General features: G+C 38.8%; 12 protein-coding genes. 6 read left to right on the top strand and 6 right to left on the bottom strand.

The features are described from left to right. Positions 1–516: 516 nt before the first annotated feature. The 4 genes from VJ937_RS08620 to VJ937_RS08605 all read left to right on the top strand — a co-directional run bounded on the left by VJ937_RS08620 (position 517) and on the right by VJ937_RS08605 (position 5,325). Complete coding sequence (locus tag VJ937_RS08620) at positions 517–1,110, top strand: DUF5063 domain-containing protein (protein WP_057954396.1); 594 nt, start codon at positions 517–519, stop codon at positions 1,108–1,110. Continuing rightward, positions 1,110–1,697, top strand: coding sequence for a 3'-5' exonuclease (locus VJ937_RS08615; protein WP_324066494.1), 588 nt, complete (start codon positions 1,110–1,112; stop codon positions 1,695–1,697). Before VJ937_RS08620 ends, VJ937_RS08615 begins: the two co-directional genes overlap by 1 nt. Beyond that, complete coding sequence (locus tag VJ937_RS08610) at positions 1,687–2,874, top strand: class I SAM-dependent rRNA methyltransferase (RefSeq protein WP_324066493.1); 1,188 nt, start codon at positions 1,687–1,689, stop codon at positions 2,872–2,874. Before VJ937_RS08615 ends, VJ937_RS08610 begins: the two co-directional genes overlap by 11 nt. A gap of 237 nt (positions 2,875–3,111) precedes the next feature. Then, positions 3,112–5,325, top strand: a complete 2,214-nt coding sequence (locus VJ937_RS08605; RefSeq protein WP_324066492.1) for a bifunctional alpha,alpha-trehalose-phosphate synthase (UDP-forming)/trehalose-phosphatase — start codon at positions 3,112–3,114, stop codon at positions 5,323–5,325. Between the two features lies 1 nt (position 5,326). On the opposite strand, the gene VJ937_RS08600 is transcribed toward VJ937_RS08605, so the two are convergent. The 5 genes from VJ937_RS08600 to VJ937_RS08580 all read right to left on the bottom strand — a co-directional run bounded on the left by VJ937_RS08600 (position 5,327) and on the right by VJ937_RS08580 (position 12,739). Continuing rightward, positions 5,327–7,231 (bottom strand): monovalent cation:proton antiporter family protein, encoded by a 1,905-nt coding sequence (locus VJ937_RS08600; RefSeq protein ID WP_324066491.1) that lies wholly within the window; start codon positions 7,229–7,231, stop codon positions 5,327–5,329. Between the two features lie 111 nt (positions 7,232–7,342). Then, positions 7,343–7,921, bottom strand: a complete 579-nt coding sequence (locus VJ937_RS08595) for a hypothetical protein (protein WP_324066490.1) — start codon at positions 7,919–7,921, stop codon at positions 7,343–7,345. Positions 7,922–7,973: 52 nt separating this feature from the next. Then, a complete protein-coding gene (glmM, locus tag VJ937_RS08590; protein WP_324066489.1) occupies positions 7,974–9,362 on the bottom strand; it encodes a phosphoglucosamine mutase in 1,389 nt (462 codons plus the stop codon). Continuing rightward, positions 9,349–9,804: a hypothetical protein gene (locus VJ937_RS08585; RefSeq protein WP_324066488.1), complete on the bottom strand. Its 456-nt coding sequence runs from the start codon at positions 9,802–9,804 to the stop codon at positions 9,349–9,351. Before VJ937_RS08585 ends, glmM begins: the two co-directional genes overlap by 14 nt. Positions 9,805–9,826: 22 nt before the next feature. Continuing rightward, positions 9,827–12,739, bottom strand: coding sequence for a DEAD/DEAH box helicase (locus tag VJ937_RS08580; RefSeq protein WP_324066487.1), 2,913 nt, complete (start codon positions 12,737–12,739; stop codon positions 9,827–9,829). Between the two features lie 205 nt (positions 12,740–12,944). Between VJ937_RS08580 and VJ937_RS08575 the strand changes: the two genes are divergently transcribed. Then, positions 12,945–13,562 carry a hypothetical protein gene (locus VJ937_RS08575; RefSeq protein ID WP_324066486.1) on the top strand — a complete coding sequence of 206 codons (618 nt, stop codon included), beginning with the start codon at positions 12,945–12,947 and terminating at the stop codon, positions 13,560–13,562. Between the two features lie 26 nt (positions 13,563–13,588). Next, the gene (locus VJ937_RS08570) at positions 13,589–14,449 is read left to right on the top strand and encodes a hypothetical protein (RefSeq protein WP_324066485.1); all 861 of its coding nucleotides are present in this window, start codon (positions 13,589–13,591) and stop codon (positions 14,447–14,449) included. Between the two features lie 48 nt (positions 14,450–14,497). Here VJ937_RS08570 and VJ937_RS08565 read toward each other — a convergent pair. Then, a partial coding sequence (locus VJ937_RS08565; protein ID WP_324066484.1) for a YfhO family protein occupies positions 14,498–17,113 on the bottom strand: 2,616 nt, incomplete at its 5' end.

Raw genomic sequence — 17,113 nt, 5'->3', positions numbered from 1 at the left:
AGCAGGTTTTTAGCATTTTTCTGTAAGCGGCGGGGTTTTTTTGCCTACTTTTTTTGACCTGTAGCAAAAAAAGTAGGTTTATGACCAAATAGAAAAATAGCTTTTATAGAAATTAAATGTGGGTGTCCCAATGCACAACACAGGAAAAAAAGCCGCGAACTTAGCTTGTGCTGTTTTACTTTCGCTTTGAATAATCAAAATGTACAGTCCTGACGACAAATTATGGGTAATAGCAGACTCAAGGGTTTAACGCTATTTGAAAAATTCACCAAATGAGCTGCCGTGACAATAATCGCATACCGACTCCGAGTCGGCCTGCGATTGGTAGACTGCCAGTCATCTGTTGAATAACCTTGTAGCTTTTCGGAACTTTTTGTATCGATCTGTAAGCAATGGCCAATTTGCTGATTGAGTTGCCGGTACTGGCAAGGTTTTCGCATTAGTCTTGCGCAACTGCTGCTGGGCACATTGCCCAATTCAGTATAAAATACTAATTTTGTCCCAAATTATCAGACGATGGAAGAAGAGAAAAGGAATTTGCTTTATTCGCGTGATGTGCTTGATTTTGTGACTGTTGCAACCGAGTATGTGACTTTGATGGATTCGTTGCATGAGTATTCGCAGAAAAGGTTTATTCAGTATACCCTTCGCTTACTACCTTTAATGTACATGAAAGTTCAGCTTTTGCCCGATTTTGAGGTGAGTGAGCCTGAAACACTTGAGAAATTTGTGAGTGAAGAGGAGTGGAGCCGCGTAAAATTGCAGCTCGAGCAGAAGTTAGATAAACTTGATACCTACAAAGAAAACATAGGGCGATTTGAAGCCAACGAGGAGAACTCCCTTTCGGAAAATTTCGCCGATATATTTCAGGATATAAAAGATTTTACAAGCCTCTACAGCACTGCCGTAGACGAACTGATGAAAGATGCTGTAGGTGAGGTTAAACGCACTTTTGCGGAATACTGGGGCCAACGACTGGTTAACTCGTTGCGCATTATGCACTATTATTTTCAAAATGAGCAACTCAATGACGAGGTGCAGGATGAAGTAGACAATAATACCGAAAACTGGATTACCGAACAACGAAAAGATGAATGGGGGATTGAGTAATGCTCAGGAGAACAATCGATAAAGAAACCCTGAACGAATTGCCGCAAGGGCAGTTTCAGGGTACCATAAAAGTTATTACACGACCCGAAGAGGTTGAAGAGGTTATACCGGAAATCAGTATACATGCTGTGCTGGGGTTCGATACAGAATCCAAACCAGCTTTCAAAAAAGGAAAACAAAACGGGATATCGCTTTTGCAATTGAGCAGCGACGATACGGCCTGGCTTTTCAGGTTACAGCAGACCGGGTTCCCCAAATCGCTTGTAAAGCTTATGGCTACACCAACCATAAGAAAAATCGGAGCCGCAATTTTAGACGATGTGCGTGGATTAAAACGGCTTAAACCCTTTGAAGATGGCGGGTTTATTGATCTCCAAAAACATGTGGAAGAATATGGGGTAGAGGAGAAAGGTGTGAAAAAAATGGCTGCTATTTTTCTCAATATGCGTATCTCGAAACGGCAAAGACTAACCAACTGGGAAGCACCATTATTGACCGAACCCCAGTTGCGTTATGCTGCTACCGATGCCTGGGTATGCCTGAAGATTTATCAACAAATGCAAATGCTAAAAAACAATGACAAATAGAACCAAAATCGTATTAAAATCCGGTAAAGACCAAAGCGTTAAACGCTTTCATCCCTGGATATTTTCGGGCGCAATAAAAAAGACCTATGGCCCACTCGTCGAAGGAAATGTGGTGGATGTGTATGACAATAAAGACAATTTTCTGGGATGTGGCCATTACCAAATAGGATCAATAGCGGTACGTGTACTTAGTTTTCAGGAAACAGATATCGACAGGCAGTTTTACTTTAATCGCTTACAAACAGCTTTGAATATACGAAAGGAGCTATTGCAAAATATGCCCGAAACAGATGTTTACAGGCTCGTACATGGCGAGGGTGATCAGCTTCCGGGGCTTATCATTGACATATACAACGACACGGCAGTGCTGCAAATGCACAGCGTGGGAATGTTTTTGGCCCGTGATCATATTGCAGAGGCGCTGCAGAAGTTGTACGGTTCCGCATTGGAGCATATTTATTGCAAAAGTTCCGGCACTTTGCCTAAAAAAGCGCTGGAAGATGAACAGAAAGATTTTTTTATGATGGGCGATAAAGTCTCCGGAGTTGTAAAAGAGTATGGTGTGAAATATCATATCAACTGGCTCGAAGGACAAAAGACCGGTTTTTTTATTGATCAGCGTGAGAACCGCCGTTTGCTTGGTGACTATGCTAAAAACAGGGTTGTGGCCAATGTTTTTGGTTATACGGGTGGTTTTTCATTGTTTGCCATGCAAAATGGTGCAAAAATGGTACATACCATCGATTCTTCAGCCAAAGCAATTGACCTGACTGACGAAAATGTACAGCTTAATTTTGCCGAAACAACTGCACATAAAGGAATTGCTGCCGATGCATTTGATTTTTTTGCTAAAGCTGAAGATACTTATGACCTTATTGTGCTTGACCCGCCGGCATTTGCCAAACATCATAACGTTTTAAGTAATGCCCTGCAAGGGTATAAGCGGATCAATCAACGTGCATTCGAAAATATAGGTCCCAATGGCATATTGTTTACCTTTAGCTGTTCTCAGGCTGTAAGTCCGCAAAATTTCAGGAAGTCGGTTTTTGCTGCAGCAGCTAATGCCGGCCGTAAGGTGCGCATATTGCATCAGCTTACCCAGCCAGCCGATCATCCTATTAGCATTTTCCATCCCGAAGGAGAATACCTTAAAGGATTGGTTTTACATGTGGAGTAAATAATCATACCCCTCAAACACTTCTTTTCGAGCAACACAAGTTGGTAATTCAATTTGTTTTTATTACATTTCCGGTTAGTTAAATAATGAATTCATTATTTTTTCCGGGCTGTGGGTTTATTGTATCGATTCTAGAACTTTTACTAAAAGTGAGTTGTATTACAATGAAGTTTATATTGTAATAATGAAAGCCCCGGGAATATTAATGGTCAAAACAATTCAGAAAAATATAGACTTATGCCTAAAACGATAATTATTTCGAACCGATTACCACTACAGATTAAGATTGAAAATGAGGAGCTTACAGTAACACCGAGTGTTGGCGGATTAGCCACGGGTATGAAGTCTGTGCATACAGCCGGCGATAGTTTGTGGTTGGGCTGGTCGGGGCTAACCGAAGAAGAAATTGACGACAATTTAAAAGCAGATGTGGAAGCGGCCTCGGCAAAAGAGGCTTGTGTCAATGTGCCGTTGACACAAGATGATGTGGAAAATTTTTATTATGGCTTTAGCAATAAAACAATATGGCCCTTATTTCACTATTTTACTGAATTTGCCGAATATCAACAACATTATTGGGATAAATACCGCGAAGTAAACGAAAAGTTTGCCGAAGTGGTGGCAAAGCATATTGAACCCGGCGATAAGGTGTGGATTCATGATTATCAATTGATGCTTCTGCCACAATTGATAAAAGAGCGTTATCCGGATTCTGCTATTGGTTTTTTCCTGCATATTCCATTCCCTTCATTCGAGGTTTTTCGTATTCTGCCCTGGCGGACCGAAATTCTTGAGGGATTACTGGGCGCCGATCTTATTGGTTTTCATACTTACGATTATGAACGTCACTTTTTTAGCTCTGTACGTCGTTTGCTCGGATACGAAATTAATTTCAACGAAATTATTATCAATAATCGCATCATACGTTCTGATATCTTCCCAATGGGCATCGACTATGATAAATTTCACAATGCATCTGTTTCTCAACAGCGGAAATCAGTAAAAGACCGCACAGAGTTGCATCAGGAATTAGATAAACACCAGCTCGTAAATCCCGAGGTTCGGTTTATTTTGAGTATCGACCGGCTCGATTATACCAAAGGTATTCAGAAAAGACTTTACGCATTCGAGCATTTTCTTGAAAAGTACCCCGAATATCGGGGACAGGCCACATTAATTATGCTCTGTGTGCCTTCGCGTCAGAATGTGGATCAATATCAGCGCATGAAAAGTGAAATTGATGAGCTCGTGGGCCGCATTAATGGTAATTACAGTACCATAAACTGGACCCCCGTTTGGTATTTCTACCGGGCACTACCTTTCGAAAACCTGATCGACCTTTATAGTTCAAGCGATGTGGCACTTCTAACACCCATTCGCGACGGAATGAACCTCGTTGCAAAAGAGTATGTAGCCGCACAAATTGACAGTAAAGGCGTGTTAATTCTGAGTGAGATGACCGGTGCAGCAAAAGAGATGAGCGAAGCAATTCTTATTAATCCTAATAATATTGATGCCATTGCCGATGCCATTCATGAAGCCCTTGCAATGCCGGCCGAAGAACAAATAACACGCATCGATACAATGCAAAACCGCTTGAAGCGCTACAATGTGGAAAAGTGGGCCGACGATTTTTTCAACAACCTGAATGAGGTACAGGAACAGCAGGCACTGCAAAGTGGGAAGAAACTCACAGATGCCATTCAAAAGGAGGTTGCCAAAGATTTTCATAAAGCAAAGTCACGTATTTTGTTTATTAATTATGACGGTACGCTGGTAGAAGAGAAAGAAAATATACAAAAAGCCAGGCCAACCTCTGAGGTTATAGATATTTTAGATACCCTGGCTGCCGATTCCCACAATGAGGTAGTTATTGTGAGTGGAAGAGATAAAAAAGCTTTTGACAAGTGGTTTAAAGATAAAAATTATACGCTTATCACTGATTATGGTGCTTCTTGCAAAGAGCCCGGAAAAGATTGGACCGAAGCTGACGGTATTGACACTGATTGGAAAAAATTGATACTCCCGGTGTTGGAATTTTATGAAGACCGCACGCCAGGAACTTTTGTAGAAGAGAAAAACTACTCATTGGTATGGCATTATCGTAAATCCGACCCTGAGTTGGGTGTTGGCCGTGCGAATGAACTTAAGGATCAGTTAACCAGCTTAATTGCTAACCATGATCTTGAAATTCTGGAAGCCAATAAATCTATAGAAGTTAAAAATAGTGATACTTCTAAAGGTAAGGCTGCAATGCGCAAAATTGACGGTCGCTCCTTAGAGTTTATAATGGCCATTGGTAACGACTGGACCGATGAGCAAATGTTCAGAGAATTGCCTGATGAAGCAGTCACCGTTAAAGTGGGTAAAACCACATCGAGTGCGCGGTACAACATTAGTAATTACAAAAATGTACTACAGTTTTTAAAAGTGTTGATTGCGGCAGAATAGATCAGTTTTTTGCAAATTTATCTCTGAAATCGTCAAGCGCGGTTTGTGTGCCCATTACCGTTACCACATCACCGGTTTGCAGTGTTGTGTAACCGTGGGGTATGTTTACATCAGCCCCACGTTTGATGAGTATTAGCTCCCCATCCTTATGGAAAGGAATATCTTTGATTTTGCTTTTACTTATGTTTCTGTTCAGAATGGTGATGTCTTCGATGTGAAAATTCTCGAAGCTCTCCAGTAGCGCACGATAGGTGGCCGGTCGGGTAATGAGGTTTTCAATGGCCGTTGCTTTAAGTTGGGTCTCATCGATATATTCTATCTGATAACCTGTCAGTTGGCGTTCCGTTGTTGCGCTGCTCGATTTCGTAATTACACGTGAGTGTCCAAGTTGCTTTTTGAGCATATAAGCAATTTCGGCATTTTGTTGCTCATCTTCTGTTACAATTACCACAAAATTATGTTGTTTTATTTTGAGTTTGTGGTAAGTGTTGGCTTCCTTTCCATTGGCATGAAGCACGTGCATACCCTTAGTTTTGATTTCTTCACAGCGGGCCTGGTTCTGCTCTACAAATATTGATTTTCGTCCATGCATATTCATTCTTCTTGCCAATAGTACACCTGTGCTGCTTCCGCCCACGATTATAATTTTATCGCCTTCAAGTATTCTGTTGGGCGAAATTAAATTATAAAGTACCGGCGATACAAAACATGTGACAACAGCCATGAGTACAAAAGCAGCATTCATGCCTGGGGTAATAATGCCAAAATCGAGCCCGATTTTAGAGGCTGCAATTATTAAACTTAGTCTTGAGGCCATTAAAAAGCCTGCTCCGAGCGCTTTTCTTGTACCAAACACATGCCGCCACAATAGCGCCGGAACAATTTTAATGGCATATAAAGCAACAAACAATAATGCTAAAAAGGGAAGTAATGCGTTGCTCATTTCCGTTAGCGCTGCTTCATCGAAATGTACACCCACCATGATGAAAAATATGGGAATGAAAAAGCCATAACCCATACCATCGAGTTTAATTAGAAGTACAGATCTGGATTTATTCATAAAAATGGATATCAGTATACCTGCCAGAAAAGCTCCAAGGAGCATGATTTCGGTGCCAATAAACTGAGCAAGTACTACAAAAAGCAAAATTAGAAATATTGTGCCTCTTATTTGAATTTGTGATACAGCGTGGGAGAGTTTATAAGCCATGCGCTTTATCCAGGTTTTACCCGTGAGTTTCATGCCCAGGAAATACATCAGATAAAATACAAAGAAAATGACAAAAATTAAGAGTAGTTCGGCCTGAAAGCCTTGCTTGAGTATAAAAGCTGTAAATGAAAATAATATAATGCTGAAAATATCTGCAATGGCGGCTGCTGTAATCACCATTTGCCCAAAACGTGTACTTTGCTCATTCTGACTTTTTAAAACCGGGAGAATTATACCGACAGATGTCGTTACCATGATGAGCGCAAAATACCATTTGTTTTGAATGTGAATAACACAATTAAGCAAATGAGCAAAACCGTAAGATAAAAACAGTGCCATAATGAATATAACCACGCCAATGAGCAGCGGGTTTTCCTGTATTGTGCGCCCGGTGATTTTTCGTTTGGGTAAGGATTGCCTTATTTGGTCTACATCGATTTCGAGCCCGCTTAAAAACATAAGAAACATAAAGCCGGAAAGTGCCAGAAAATCTAATGACTGCAGGTGGTGAGCTGGCAGGTCGTTAAGCAGAAATTTGCCAACCAGGTAACCGGCAATTATCTCGATTATAACCCCCGGAATCCTTTGAATTCTTAGAGAACTTAGTAAAAAAGGGACTAATACCGCAATTGAAGCTACAATGAGCAATGGATAATACTCGAAGTCGAAGGATATGTTAAGGGGTAAAAATAACATATCCCAAGTTAATAAAATTTGCAGAACCGCTTAACTTAATATTGGGTTAATATTTTTACAAAAAAAAGCCGCACTTGTAGAAAGTACGGCTATAAAATATTTTAATTTTTTTTATTCTTCCTCGGCAACGTCGCCTGCTAACTGGCCATAAACGTATGCTTTCAGTCCTAACATGAATGGTACTAAAAGAATACCGTAAAGTGCTGCTACAACAGGGTGAATAAGCCCTAAAATGAATAAAGGAAGTATTAAAACTATTTGTGCGCCAAAAATAATCCATTTGTAACCATAAGTAAGCTTATTACTAAGGTTAAGCGATTTGTTGGCATTCAGTCCTTTATCTACAACCAGCAGAACGGCAAGAGACCAGGCAATTGAAAGCACTATACCTGGAATGATCAGGAATAAAAATGCAATGTAAACACCAATACCTCTTAATGCCGTTACAAGGAAGAAATCTCCCATATACTTCAGGTATTTTTTATTGAAAATCTCTGTTGGTGAAATAACGTTACCGCGACTTAAACTCGCAGGAATGGTAATAATGGCAATGGTAGTTCCAACATTGATGTAAGGAATCCAAATTGTCAGAATCCACAAAATAATAGCGCCTATTAGTGATAAAATGTTTTTAATGCCAATTTGATAGGCGTTCGATAAAGCGTCGCTAAAAGTGAATTTTTTTTCCATAATACTAGCAGTTTAATTAATGATTCGTCCCAAATTTAACCATATTTTTTGGTTAATTTGTGAATGAATTGTTAATATTTTCTTTCATCCTGTTGGCTAACTTATATGCTTCCCCGCTTGTCGGGGCTTCACAGTAAATACGAATAATTGGCTCTGTATTAGATTTTCTTAAATGTATCCAGCCATTATCAAAATCGATTTTAACACCGTCAATACGATTGATTTTTTCATTGTGGTAGACTTTCGCAATGTCATCCAGCAACTTGTCTACGTCAAGGTCTGGCGATAATGTGATTTTATCTTTGATAATGGTATATGCAGGATACTGTTTTTTCACTGCCGAAACAGTGATGTCTTTTTTAGCCAGATAAGTTAAAAATAGCGCAATACCCACGAGTGCATCGCGGCCGTAATGTAATTCAGGATATATTACACCTCCATTGCCTTCACCGCCTATTATTGCGTTTTCTGCTTTCATTGTAGCTACTACATTTACTTCACCTACGGCAGATGCAAAATAGTTACCTCCGGCTTGTTCTGTTACATCTCTCAGTGCTCTTGAAGATGAAAGGTTCGAAACCGTATTGCCTGGCTTATTCCGGAGTACATAATCTGCCACAGCAACTATGGTATATTCCTCTCCAAACATAATTCCGTTCTCATCGATAAAGGCAAGGCGGTCCACATCAGGGTCTACCACAATACCCAGATCTGCCTTATTAGTTTTTACAGCTTCGCAAGTTACTTTTACATTTTCGGGTAAAGGCTCTGCCGGGTGTGCAAAGTTTCCGTTGGCCTCACTATTTATTTCAATGATTTCTGTTACGCCCAGTGCACGCAAGAGGTCAGGTATAATTAGCGCCCCCACGCTGTTAATACCATCAACAACGACTTTAAAGTTTTTTGCTGCTATCTGTGCTTTATCTACGAGGTCAAGCTTCAATATGGATTCGATATGTTCATCGTGATAGCGTGTGCTGCTTACTGTACCAAGTTTATCGACTGGAGTGTATTCTATTGCTCCTCCTTCAGCAATCTCAAGTATCTCTTTTCCTTCGTCGCCATTGAGAAATTCCCCTTTGTTGTTGAGCATTTTTAGTGCATTCCACTCTTTGGGGTTGTGAGAGGCTGTTAGAATTAGTCCGCCATCAGCATTAAAATGAGTCACAGCCATTTCAGTTGAGGGAGTAGAGGCTAAATCAATATCTAACACATCAACACCCATGCCTGACAGCGTTGCATTAACCAGCATTTTAACCATTTTGCCGCTTATTCGGGCATCGCGGCCAACCACTATTGTATATTTTTGTTTGTTACCTTGTTTTTTAATCCATTGGGCATAAGCAGCTACAAATTTCACTACATCTTCGGGTGTCAGGTTATCTCCTGTTTTTCCTCCTATTGTTCCTCTGATTCCTGATATCGATTTAATTAGTGCCATATCTCTTCTCTTTAGCTTTTTTATATTTCTTTTCTTTTTGAATCTTTTTTTCAAGCACAGTGATTTTTTGCTCGAGTTTTTCTAATGTATTTTTAACCAAAGTGAGCTCATCTTTGGTCTGTTTTAATTTTGTTTTTAATTCTTTGTTTTCAATTACTAACGCATGAATAGCCACATAGTTAAGTCCAATTTTGTCATAGTTTTCTACCCTGGTTTCCGAACCAATTTTTCCTACTCTGTCGTTGCCGAAATTTTTAAAAAACTCTTTGTCTGTCAGACCATAATGTCGTGTGCTTGTGTTTTCTGACAGGCTCCATGTCCCTGGATTTGTGTTTGCAATTTTTTGCAATATAAAATTGCGGTCTACACGCTGAAAATGTTGTTTCTGGGCCTGGGCTCCCAAAGCGGAAATAATTGCCAGTATGATAAGTAACTGTTTCATAGAATAGTGTTTTGTTTTGTTACTATTTGAAAAGGCTTTCTATCTCTTCGGTTGACATGTTTTTTAGTGCAATATTATCATCGATTAACTCATCTGATAATTTTTGCTTTTTACCCTGCAAGGTACGTATTTTTTCCTCAATGGTATCTTTAGTGATGTAGCGGTACACAATCACATTTTTATCCTGGCCTATGCGATGTGCGCGGTTGATGGCCTGTGCTTCGGCTGCCGGATTCCACCAGGGGTCAAGCATAAGTACATAATCGGCTGCAGTGAGGTTCAGACCCACGCCACCGGCTTTTAAAGAAATAAGGAAGATATGGTTATTGTCGTCTTGCTGAAATTCTTCTATAACGGCTTCTCTGTTTTTGGTTTGACCGGTTAGCATGGTATATGTCCACTTTTTTTCGTGGCATATTTGCTCAATGAGATTCAAATGCTTTACAAATGATGAGAATACCAGTACTTTATGCTTCTCTGCCACCAGGTTTTCGAGGTGCCGGCTTACGATTTCTGTTTTGCCAGCAGAGCCAGTATAGTTTTCATCGAGCATAACAGGATTATTGGCCACCTGACGTAATTCATTCAGGGCTTTTAGAATTAATGTGGTGTTGCGACCAATGCCATCTTTTGAAATCACCTGCATGAGGGCATTGCGCGTGGCAGACTTTTTTTCTTCGTAAAGCTGGTATTGTTCCTCTGTCATTTCGCATAAAATGCTTTGCTCAGTGAGCGGTGGCAAATCTTTTGCAACTTCATTTTTAGTTCTGCGAAGCACAAATGGCGCAGTTAATTTTTTAAGTTTTTGAAGTCTTTCCTGGTCCTGGTTTTTTTCAATTGGCACCGCGTAATAATCTTTAAACCATTTTTGAGAGCCTGTAAGGCCGGGGTTTATAAAGTTGAGCTGTGCCCATAAATCGGTTAGTGAGTTTTCTATTGGCGTACCGGTGAGTACGAGTTTGTTTTGACTCTGCAGCCTGCTAACTGCTTTGTAAATAACTGAATCGGGGTTTTTGATGTTCTGACTTTCATCTATGACAATGTAGTCAAAAAGGAATTTTTCAAGGTCTTTAATATCGTTACGTATTACGCCATAAGTGGTTATCACAAGATCGTAAAACCTGAAATTATTGATGTTTTGCGTGCGGGCATTTCCAATATGCTGCTTTATTTTGAGGTGGGGAGCAAATTTTTGGGTTTCGTTTTGCCAGTTATGCACAATCGATGCAGGGGCAATAATTAGTGATGTGGCTTTGCGCTCCAGTGTCTTGAGTTGTTCAGAGAACAAATCCAGTTGGCCTTCAGTAGCTTCGTGCTCGTTATGTTGTGTTCTTAGAGTATTTCCATTACTGTGCAGGTGATGATAACTAAGTAATGACAATGTCTGCAGCGTTTTTCCCAGTCCCATATCATCTGCCAGGCAACCTCCAAAATTGTATTCTCTCAGCCTGCGCATCCAATTATAGCCGCTTTTTTGATAAGCCCTCAGGGTCGCGTTTATTTCGTCAGGAATATCAAAGTTGCGCTGGTCTTTTATCAGATGCTGAAATTGCTCCTTTATGCCGGCCTTTCCATCCACACTGAGCTTATTGAGCGCTTCAAACTGGTACTTTCTGAATTTAAGCGTCTCCTGTTCTTTTTTGCCCAGGCCAAATAAATCGCGATAATCGGAAAACCATGCTTCCGGTATGATGGCAATGGTGCCATCGGGTAAGGTATATTCCCGATTGCCCTTTAGGATATGATTGCGCAATTTTACAAAAGGAATTTCAAAATCTCCAAGTTTCACAACGCCATAAAGATCGAACCAGTCGTTTTTTTCTTTTACCTGTAAATCAAGATTTATATCGCCCAAATGGTATTGTTTTTCAAGATCCGACTCAATTATAAATCCACTGCCGGTTAGTTTTGAATGATTGTGGTTGATCCATTCAATCAGTGTGTAGTCGTCTATTTGGTTTTTAAGCGTAAATATTGTACCTGACCTTTTTATTAAACCCAGATTTTTCAGAAAACTAATTTTATCATCTTCCCATGAAGCATTGCGCTTAATTTTTGTGAAAGATTTCGACTTGGGATGAAACTCCACAATGGCCTGATCAGGGCTCTGGTCTGGTCTGACTTTAATGTGTCCGTATAAAAAATTGAGGTTTAATGTAAGTTTATTGTTTAAAGATCGCTCCACATCCAGGCGAGCCCTTTTTTCGACTTCGGGTGTGTTTATTTCAAAACCCGTAGCTGTTACATTGTGTGTTTTTATTAGCCTCCTTACAAAAGTGTTCAGGTAGTTGTCTACCAGCTTTTCAGGTATTTCAATTTCATCTTTACTGATGAAGGGGATAATTTTTTTTGTGTTGAAATGCTCAATAAAATAGATGGTTCGGTTCATGATAAATACCGAAGGCGCTTCGCAAAGAATAAATATTTTTTGATCTTTCAGGCTCACCGGCGTGCCCTGATAGCGCAGTGAAAGTGTGTACTTCAGTTTTTCATCATACTGAAAGTGAAATTTACACTCTAATGGTTCATCAGAGATCTCCAGTTTGTCAGTTTCAAATATATTGTGAGTTTGTTTATAATAAACCGGAATTTGCTGTGCATAGGCTAACTGGAGTACATCAACAAGTCGTTTGTCGATATAGGGGCGAATATGGTCCTGAAGGTGTTTTTTTTCCAGGTTTTGATAAAAATCAGTCTGAGTTTGTCGCGATCGCCCGAAAATGGTGAAAATATGTTTTTCGGTATATTCGAAACATGTGTTCAAAAGTGTTTCGACATGGGCGTTCAAACCCGGAATTTCTTTCGATGGGGTCTCGGGCAAAACCGGAGCAATGTTGTAAAATGCCGATTTATCTTCTTTTATGGCTATTGAAGGCTGCAGAATAGCTCCCAGCTTACGATTATATTGGTATGCCAGTATCAGTTTTTTTATCATAGATCTTGCAAAGATAAAAAGTCAAAACATAACTTTACGACAGTAATTACACGAAATGGGTAAAAAAGTATGTTGGCTTACTATTTTACACAAATTATTGGCAATTTTTTTTAAAATAATTCCCGAACCTGTAAAGATTATAAATTGTACCTTTGTTTATTGTTCTATGATAAGATATTTGTCCATAACGGTTTTAATTGTATGCATGTCATTGGCTGGAGCCTTTTCGCAGGAGCAGAAGTATCAATTTGTGCATTTCGAGGAGCTTTTTAAACCGGGTATTTATCTGAGTTTTGAAGCTTTTAAGGCGCAACAACCCATTCCGGAACATGCCATAATTGCCATGGAAAAAAAAGACGACCCACAGTTTTTGCTCAAGGTGTTATCTTACGAGCGGTTTTCGTATTTTGACAGTACAGGAAATCGCCGCACATTAAAGAGTGAAGATATTTGGGGGCTTGTGAGACGAAATTCATTGTATATTTTTCATGAATATGCATTATCGAAAGTACATTTTAATGGTCGTTGGGGGTATTTTACAACCTATAAAATTTCCCTCCAACCGGGCATGGGCGTAATGCCCGGAAGCCACCTGGCTGTTCAGGTGCCGCTTACAGCCGGCAAAAGAACACAAACCATGATCATAGACCTTAAAACAGGCAATATTCAGCCATTTAAACGTAAAGATTTTTTAAACATTTTAAGCGCAGATTCATTGTTGAAAAATGAATACCAATCCTTAAGAAGAAGAAAACAAAAACAACTTAAATATTTGTATCTTCGTAAACTGAATGATAGAACTGAGTTCACGTACCCAAAGTAATTATTGTATCATTAAAATAGATTAAAATGAAGAAACTTCTTGTATTGATAAGTTTAATGGCCATCGCCGGCCAGCTTTTTTCTCAATTGGTTGTTGCCGATCAGGAAGAATTGAAGCAGTTCAAAAATACCAAAACCATTGCCTTTTTAGAGCCAAATCCACTGTTGCAGTACAACAGAATTATTAAAGAAGTAATGGAAAAACATTGGGACATAACTGAATTTGAGATTAAACCCTACGATGGAGAAAAGTTTGAGCAGCAAAGGCTTGATCCAAATCTTTCGTTTCTGATGATTAACCGGATTTACTATGAGCGCGATAAAACCCGTGCCCAGTATCAGTTTCTTAACCTTTCACTGGGTGGTGATTACGAGTTGGCTGGTCAAATGCCCACACTTTCAGGCCTGCCCATTAGTTACGTTGATGTTGAAGAAGACACCTACGATTACAAACTTGGTTTGATCCTTCGTTTCATTCAGGAACATATCAAAGTAAGTATGGAACACCCTGATTTGAATAAATCCAGGAAGATGATCAGGTTTTACCGTAAAGAGTTGACCGACATACACGATAAAACCCTCTATGTATTGAAAGAGGAGTTAGGCCCTGAAGTAAATACACTGAACGAAATTAAGGAATATTATCCTCACAAAGTTAAAATTGCCACTAAAGAAGAAATCACAAAGGTTATAGACAGCCGCGATCCTGATGCAGTAATTTTACATCAGGTGGGGCCGAAAAACAGCAAACGTAAAGCCCGCTGCTGGAATGTAATTATGGGTGCAGATGACGCAAAACTGTATTATTTTAACTACCATATGATAAAAAGAGGGAAGCGCCCCGAGGGCTTATTGAAGAAAGACTTTAAACGATTAAGCAGACAGTAATTCTTGTGAGTAATATAAAGAGGTGCGTCAGTTCAGATGTACCTCTTTTTATTTTTCAATGGAACCACATTTCAGGAAATCATCTTCAATTAATAATACGTTACAATCGTCAATAGATAGCACTCCTGATTCTTTTTCTTGTTTGTAATAAAAGAAATGAATTTTAGTACAGCCAGCAGGGATCTTAGTTGCTATGTAATGTGCATTCCAGCTGGCACTATCTGTGCCGTGTAATTTAATACTTTTTACTTTAATAGGTTTTTCCACATTTTTCCCGAAAAATCTTAATACCGCTCGGGCATTTGTTTGTTTTGATAAAATGCTAAAACCTCTAATGGCAATAAATTCATGGTCTTCATTAAAATGATCTCCCATTTTAAGATTAAAGCCCCCACCATATTTTTCTTGTTTCCCAATTTTCAGCGAATACCTGCCTTCATGTTTTTGGGTTGAGTCTACATTGTTTTTGTGTTTGTTCCAAAACAAATTATCTTTTTCGTAATTAATATGAATGCGTTTTTGATTATTGTGCCTCTTGTTTCTAGTAAGCCATGCAAGTTGTCCGTTTTGGTAATTTTTCAGCTTTTTAACTTCCGGATAATGAAAATACAGCCAACCTTTAAGCTCTTCTTCGTTCACTGTATTGCTCCAGAAATATACAAGATTGTTTTTTTCTGATTTATTAAAGTTGTTTTCCAAATTTGATATATCCTTTTCAGTGTAAATTCTGGAGAATTCTATTTCCTCTTTAGTTTGAACCTGGTTTTTTAATTGGAAAGGATTGTCAATAGGGAATAGGTATGAGAAATCTGTTTGTTTACAGGATTTTTGCCATGCTTTAATATCAATGGCAGCTTTTTTATAGATAGTGTTCCTGGTATGGTTATATGGTTTGTTAAAGAAGTTATAGCTTGCAATTAAAGCTATAATTACAATTCCAGTTGAGAAACCAATTTTAATAATAAGCTTTTGTTTGCTCAAAGACAAAAGAATTGCTACGACGAGAATAAGCAAAAAGAGGGATAAGGATATTATAGAAGCCACTATGATTTTGTTTTTTTCAAAATGAAATATTATAGTATGCGATCCTGCTGGCAACACCGTGCTAATAAAATGGTAGTTGGAGGTAAAGTGGTTTGATTTTTTTCCATCAATATAGAGTTTCCAGCCCGGATAATTGGCTTGTTGTAATGTAATGATTTGTTGGTGAGTGGTTTTTGTTTTTACTTCGATTTTTGTGGGAGAGAAGTTGCTGATTTGCCAGGTATCCTGGTTACTTGTTTTATGATCAGTGTTTTTTAATGTTTTAAAGAGGTTGCTCTCAACTACTAATGTGTTTGGTTCTAACGCTCCTTGCTGCGAGAGACTGTCACTTACTAAAGAATCCGAAAAGAATATTATCGGATTATTGAGCGCATGTTTTTTTATGTGCAATGTAGTATCGAGTTTTTTATAACTATCCAATAAAAATGGATTGTATCCCTGAAATGAGATTTCTTTTCTGAAAATACTGCCATTTTTCCATGATGGGCCAAAAGAGAAAAGCTTGTTTGTTTGCTCGATAATAGGTTTTCGCGAAGGCACAGGGAAACCTTCCGGATGTTTCTTTATTTGATTGTACCATTCTATCGGATCTTTTTTCGAAACGCCGGTTGATTGCATGTTTAACTGAACGGAAAGCATAAGATCTGCGATAATCAGTATAATAATCAGTCCCCAATGCATTTTTTTTCTGCGCAAAACAATTAAAAAAAGTGCCAGTAAAACAAGTTGTAATATCCCTTGAATTAAGATTCTGTCATATAGCGTTGATTTGTCGCTTTTAATAAAAATTGAAAATGAATCCGGGTCTATATTCTGTAAAGCATAAATGCTGATACCTAAAACTATTATTAAAAGCCCGGAAAGCGCTATTCTAAATTTATTGAGCCGGTCAGAGTTATTAAATATATTGTGAAGAGCGTAGCCTGCGAATACCAGAAATCCAAAAATGGTAAAGATCCTGAAAATTGAAGGATAACGAAACTTATCCATCATTGGAAGATATTCGAATGTAAGAGCTCGAAAAGGTAAGCTATCACCTACTGCAGTGAGTAAGGTTATTATGGCTATGATAAGAAAAAACCAGGCCTTTTTGGGTAATTTCATAAATAAACCTGTAAAAACTGCTGCAAGAGGTAATAGTCCAAAATAAGCATTAGACATCGAAGTGTCGGTTTGGAAAAACCACTTATCGCCAACAGATGAATAGGGGAGTATGAAAGAAAGAAAAGACTCAAATGAAAAAGGATTCGAAAAAACCCGTACTGAATCGACCTCATTAAAACGGGCAATATGTGGCCCCACTTCTATGAGCGAAATTATTTGTCCGATTACAAGTATGATTATCAATAAGGCGAAAATGCCGTTTATTCCGAACCATTTTGCAATAGCTATCCAGTTATGGTTTTTCCATTTTTTAATAGAAAAACCAATAAATAATGCAAAAAGCAAGTAAGCTGTAATGATAGATATTGCTGGATATCCGTCAGTTAGCATTAAAAACACAAAAACAGTACCCCATAGAAGATTGGTGATTTGTGGTTTTTTATACAATCGAAAATAGAAAAGAATTACCCATGGGAGCCAACATGCCCCACTTAAAAAGTTGATATGCTGAGCGTG

It is taken from the genome of Salinivirga sp., assembly GCF_035268865.1.
Classification (GTDB): domain Bacteria; phylum Bacteroidota; class Bacteroidia; order Bacteroidales; family Salinivirgaceae; genus Salinivirga.
This window is presented reverse-complemented; position numbering and strand designations above follow the sequence as displayed.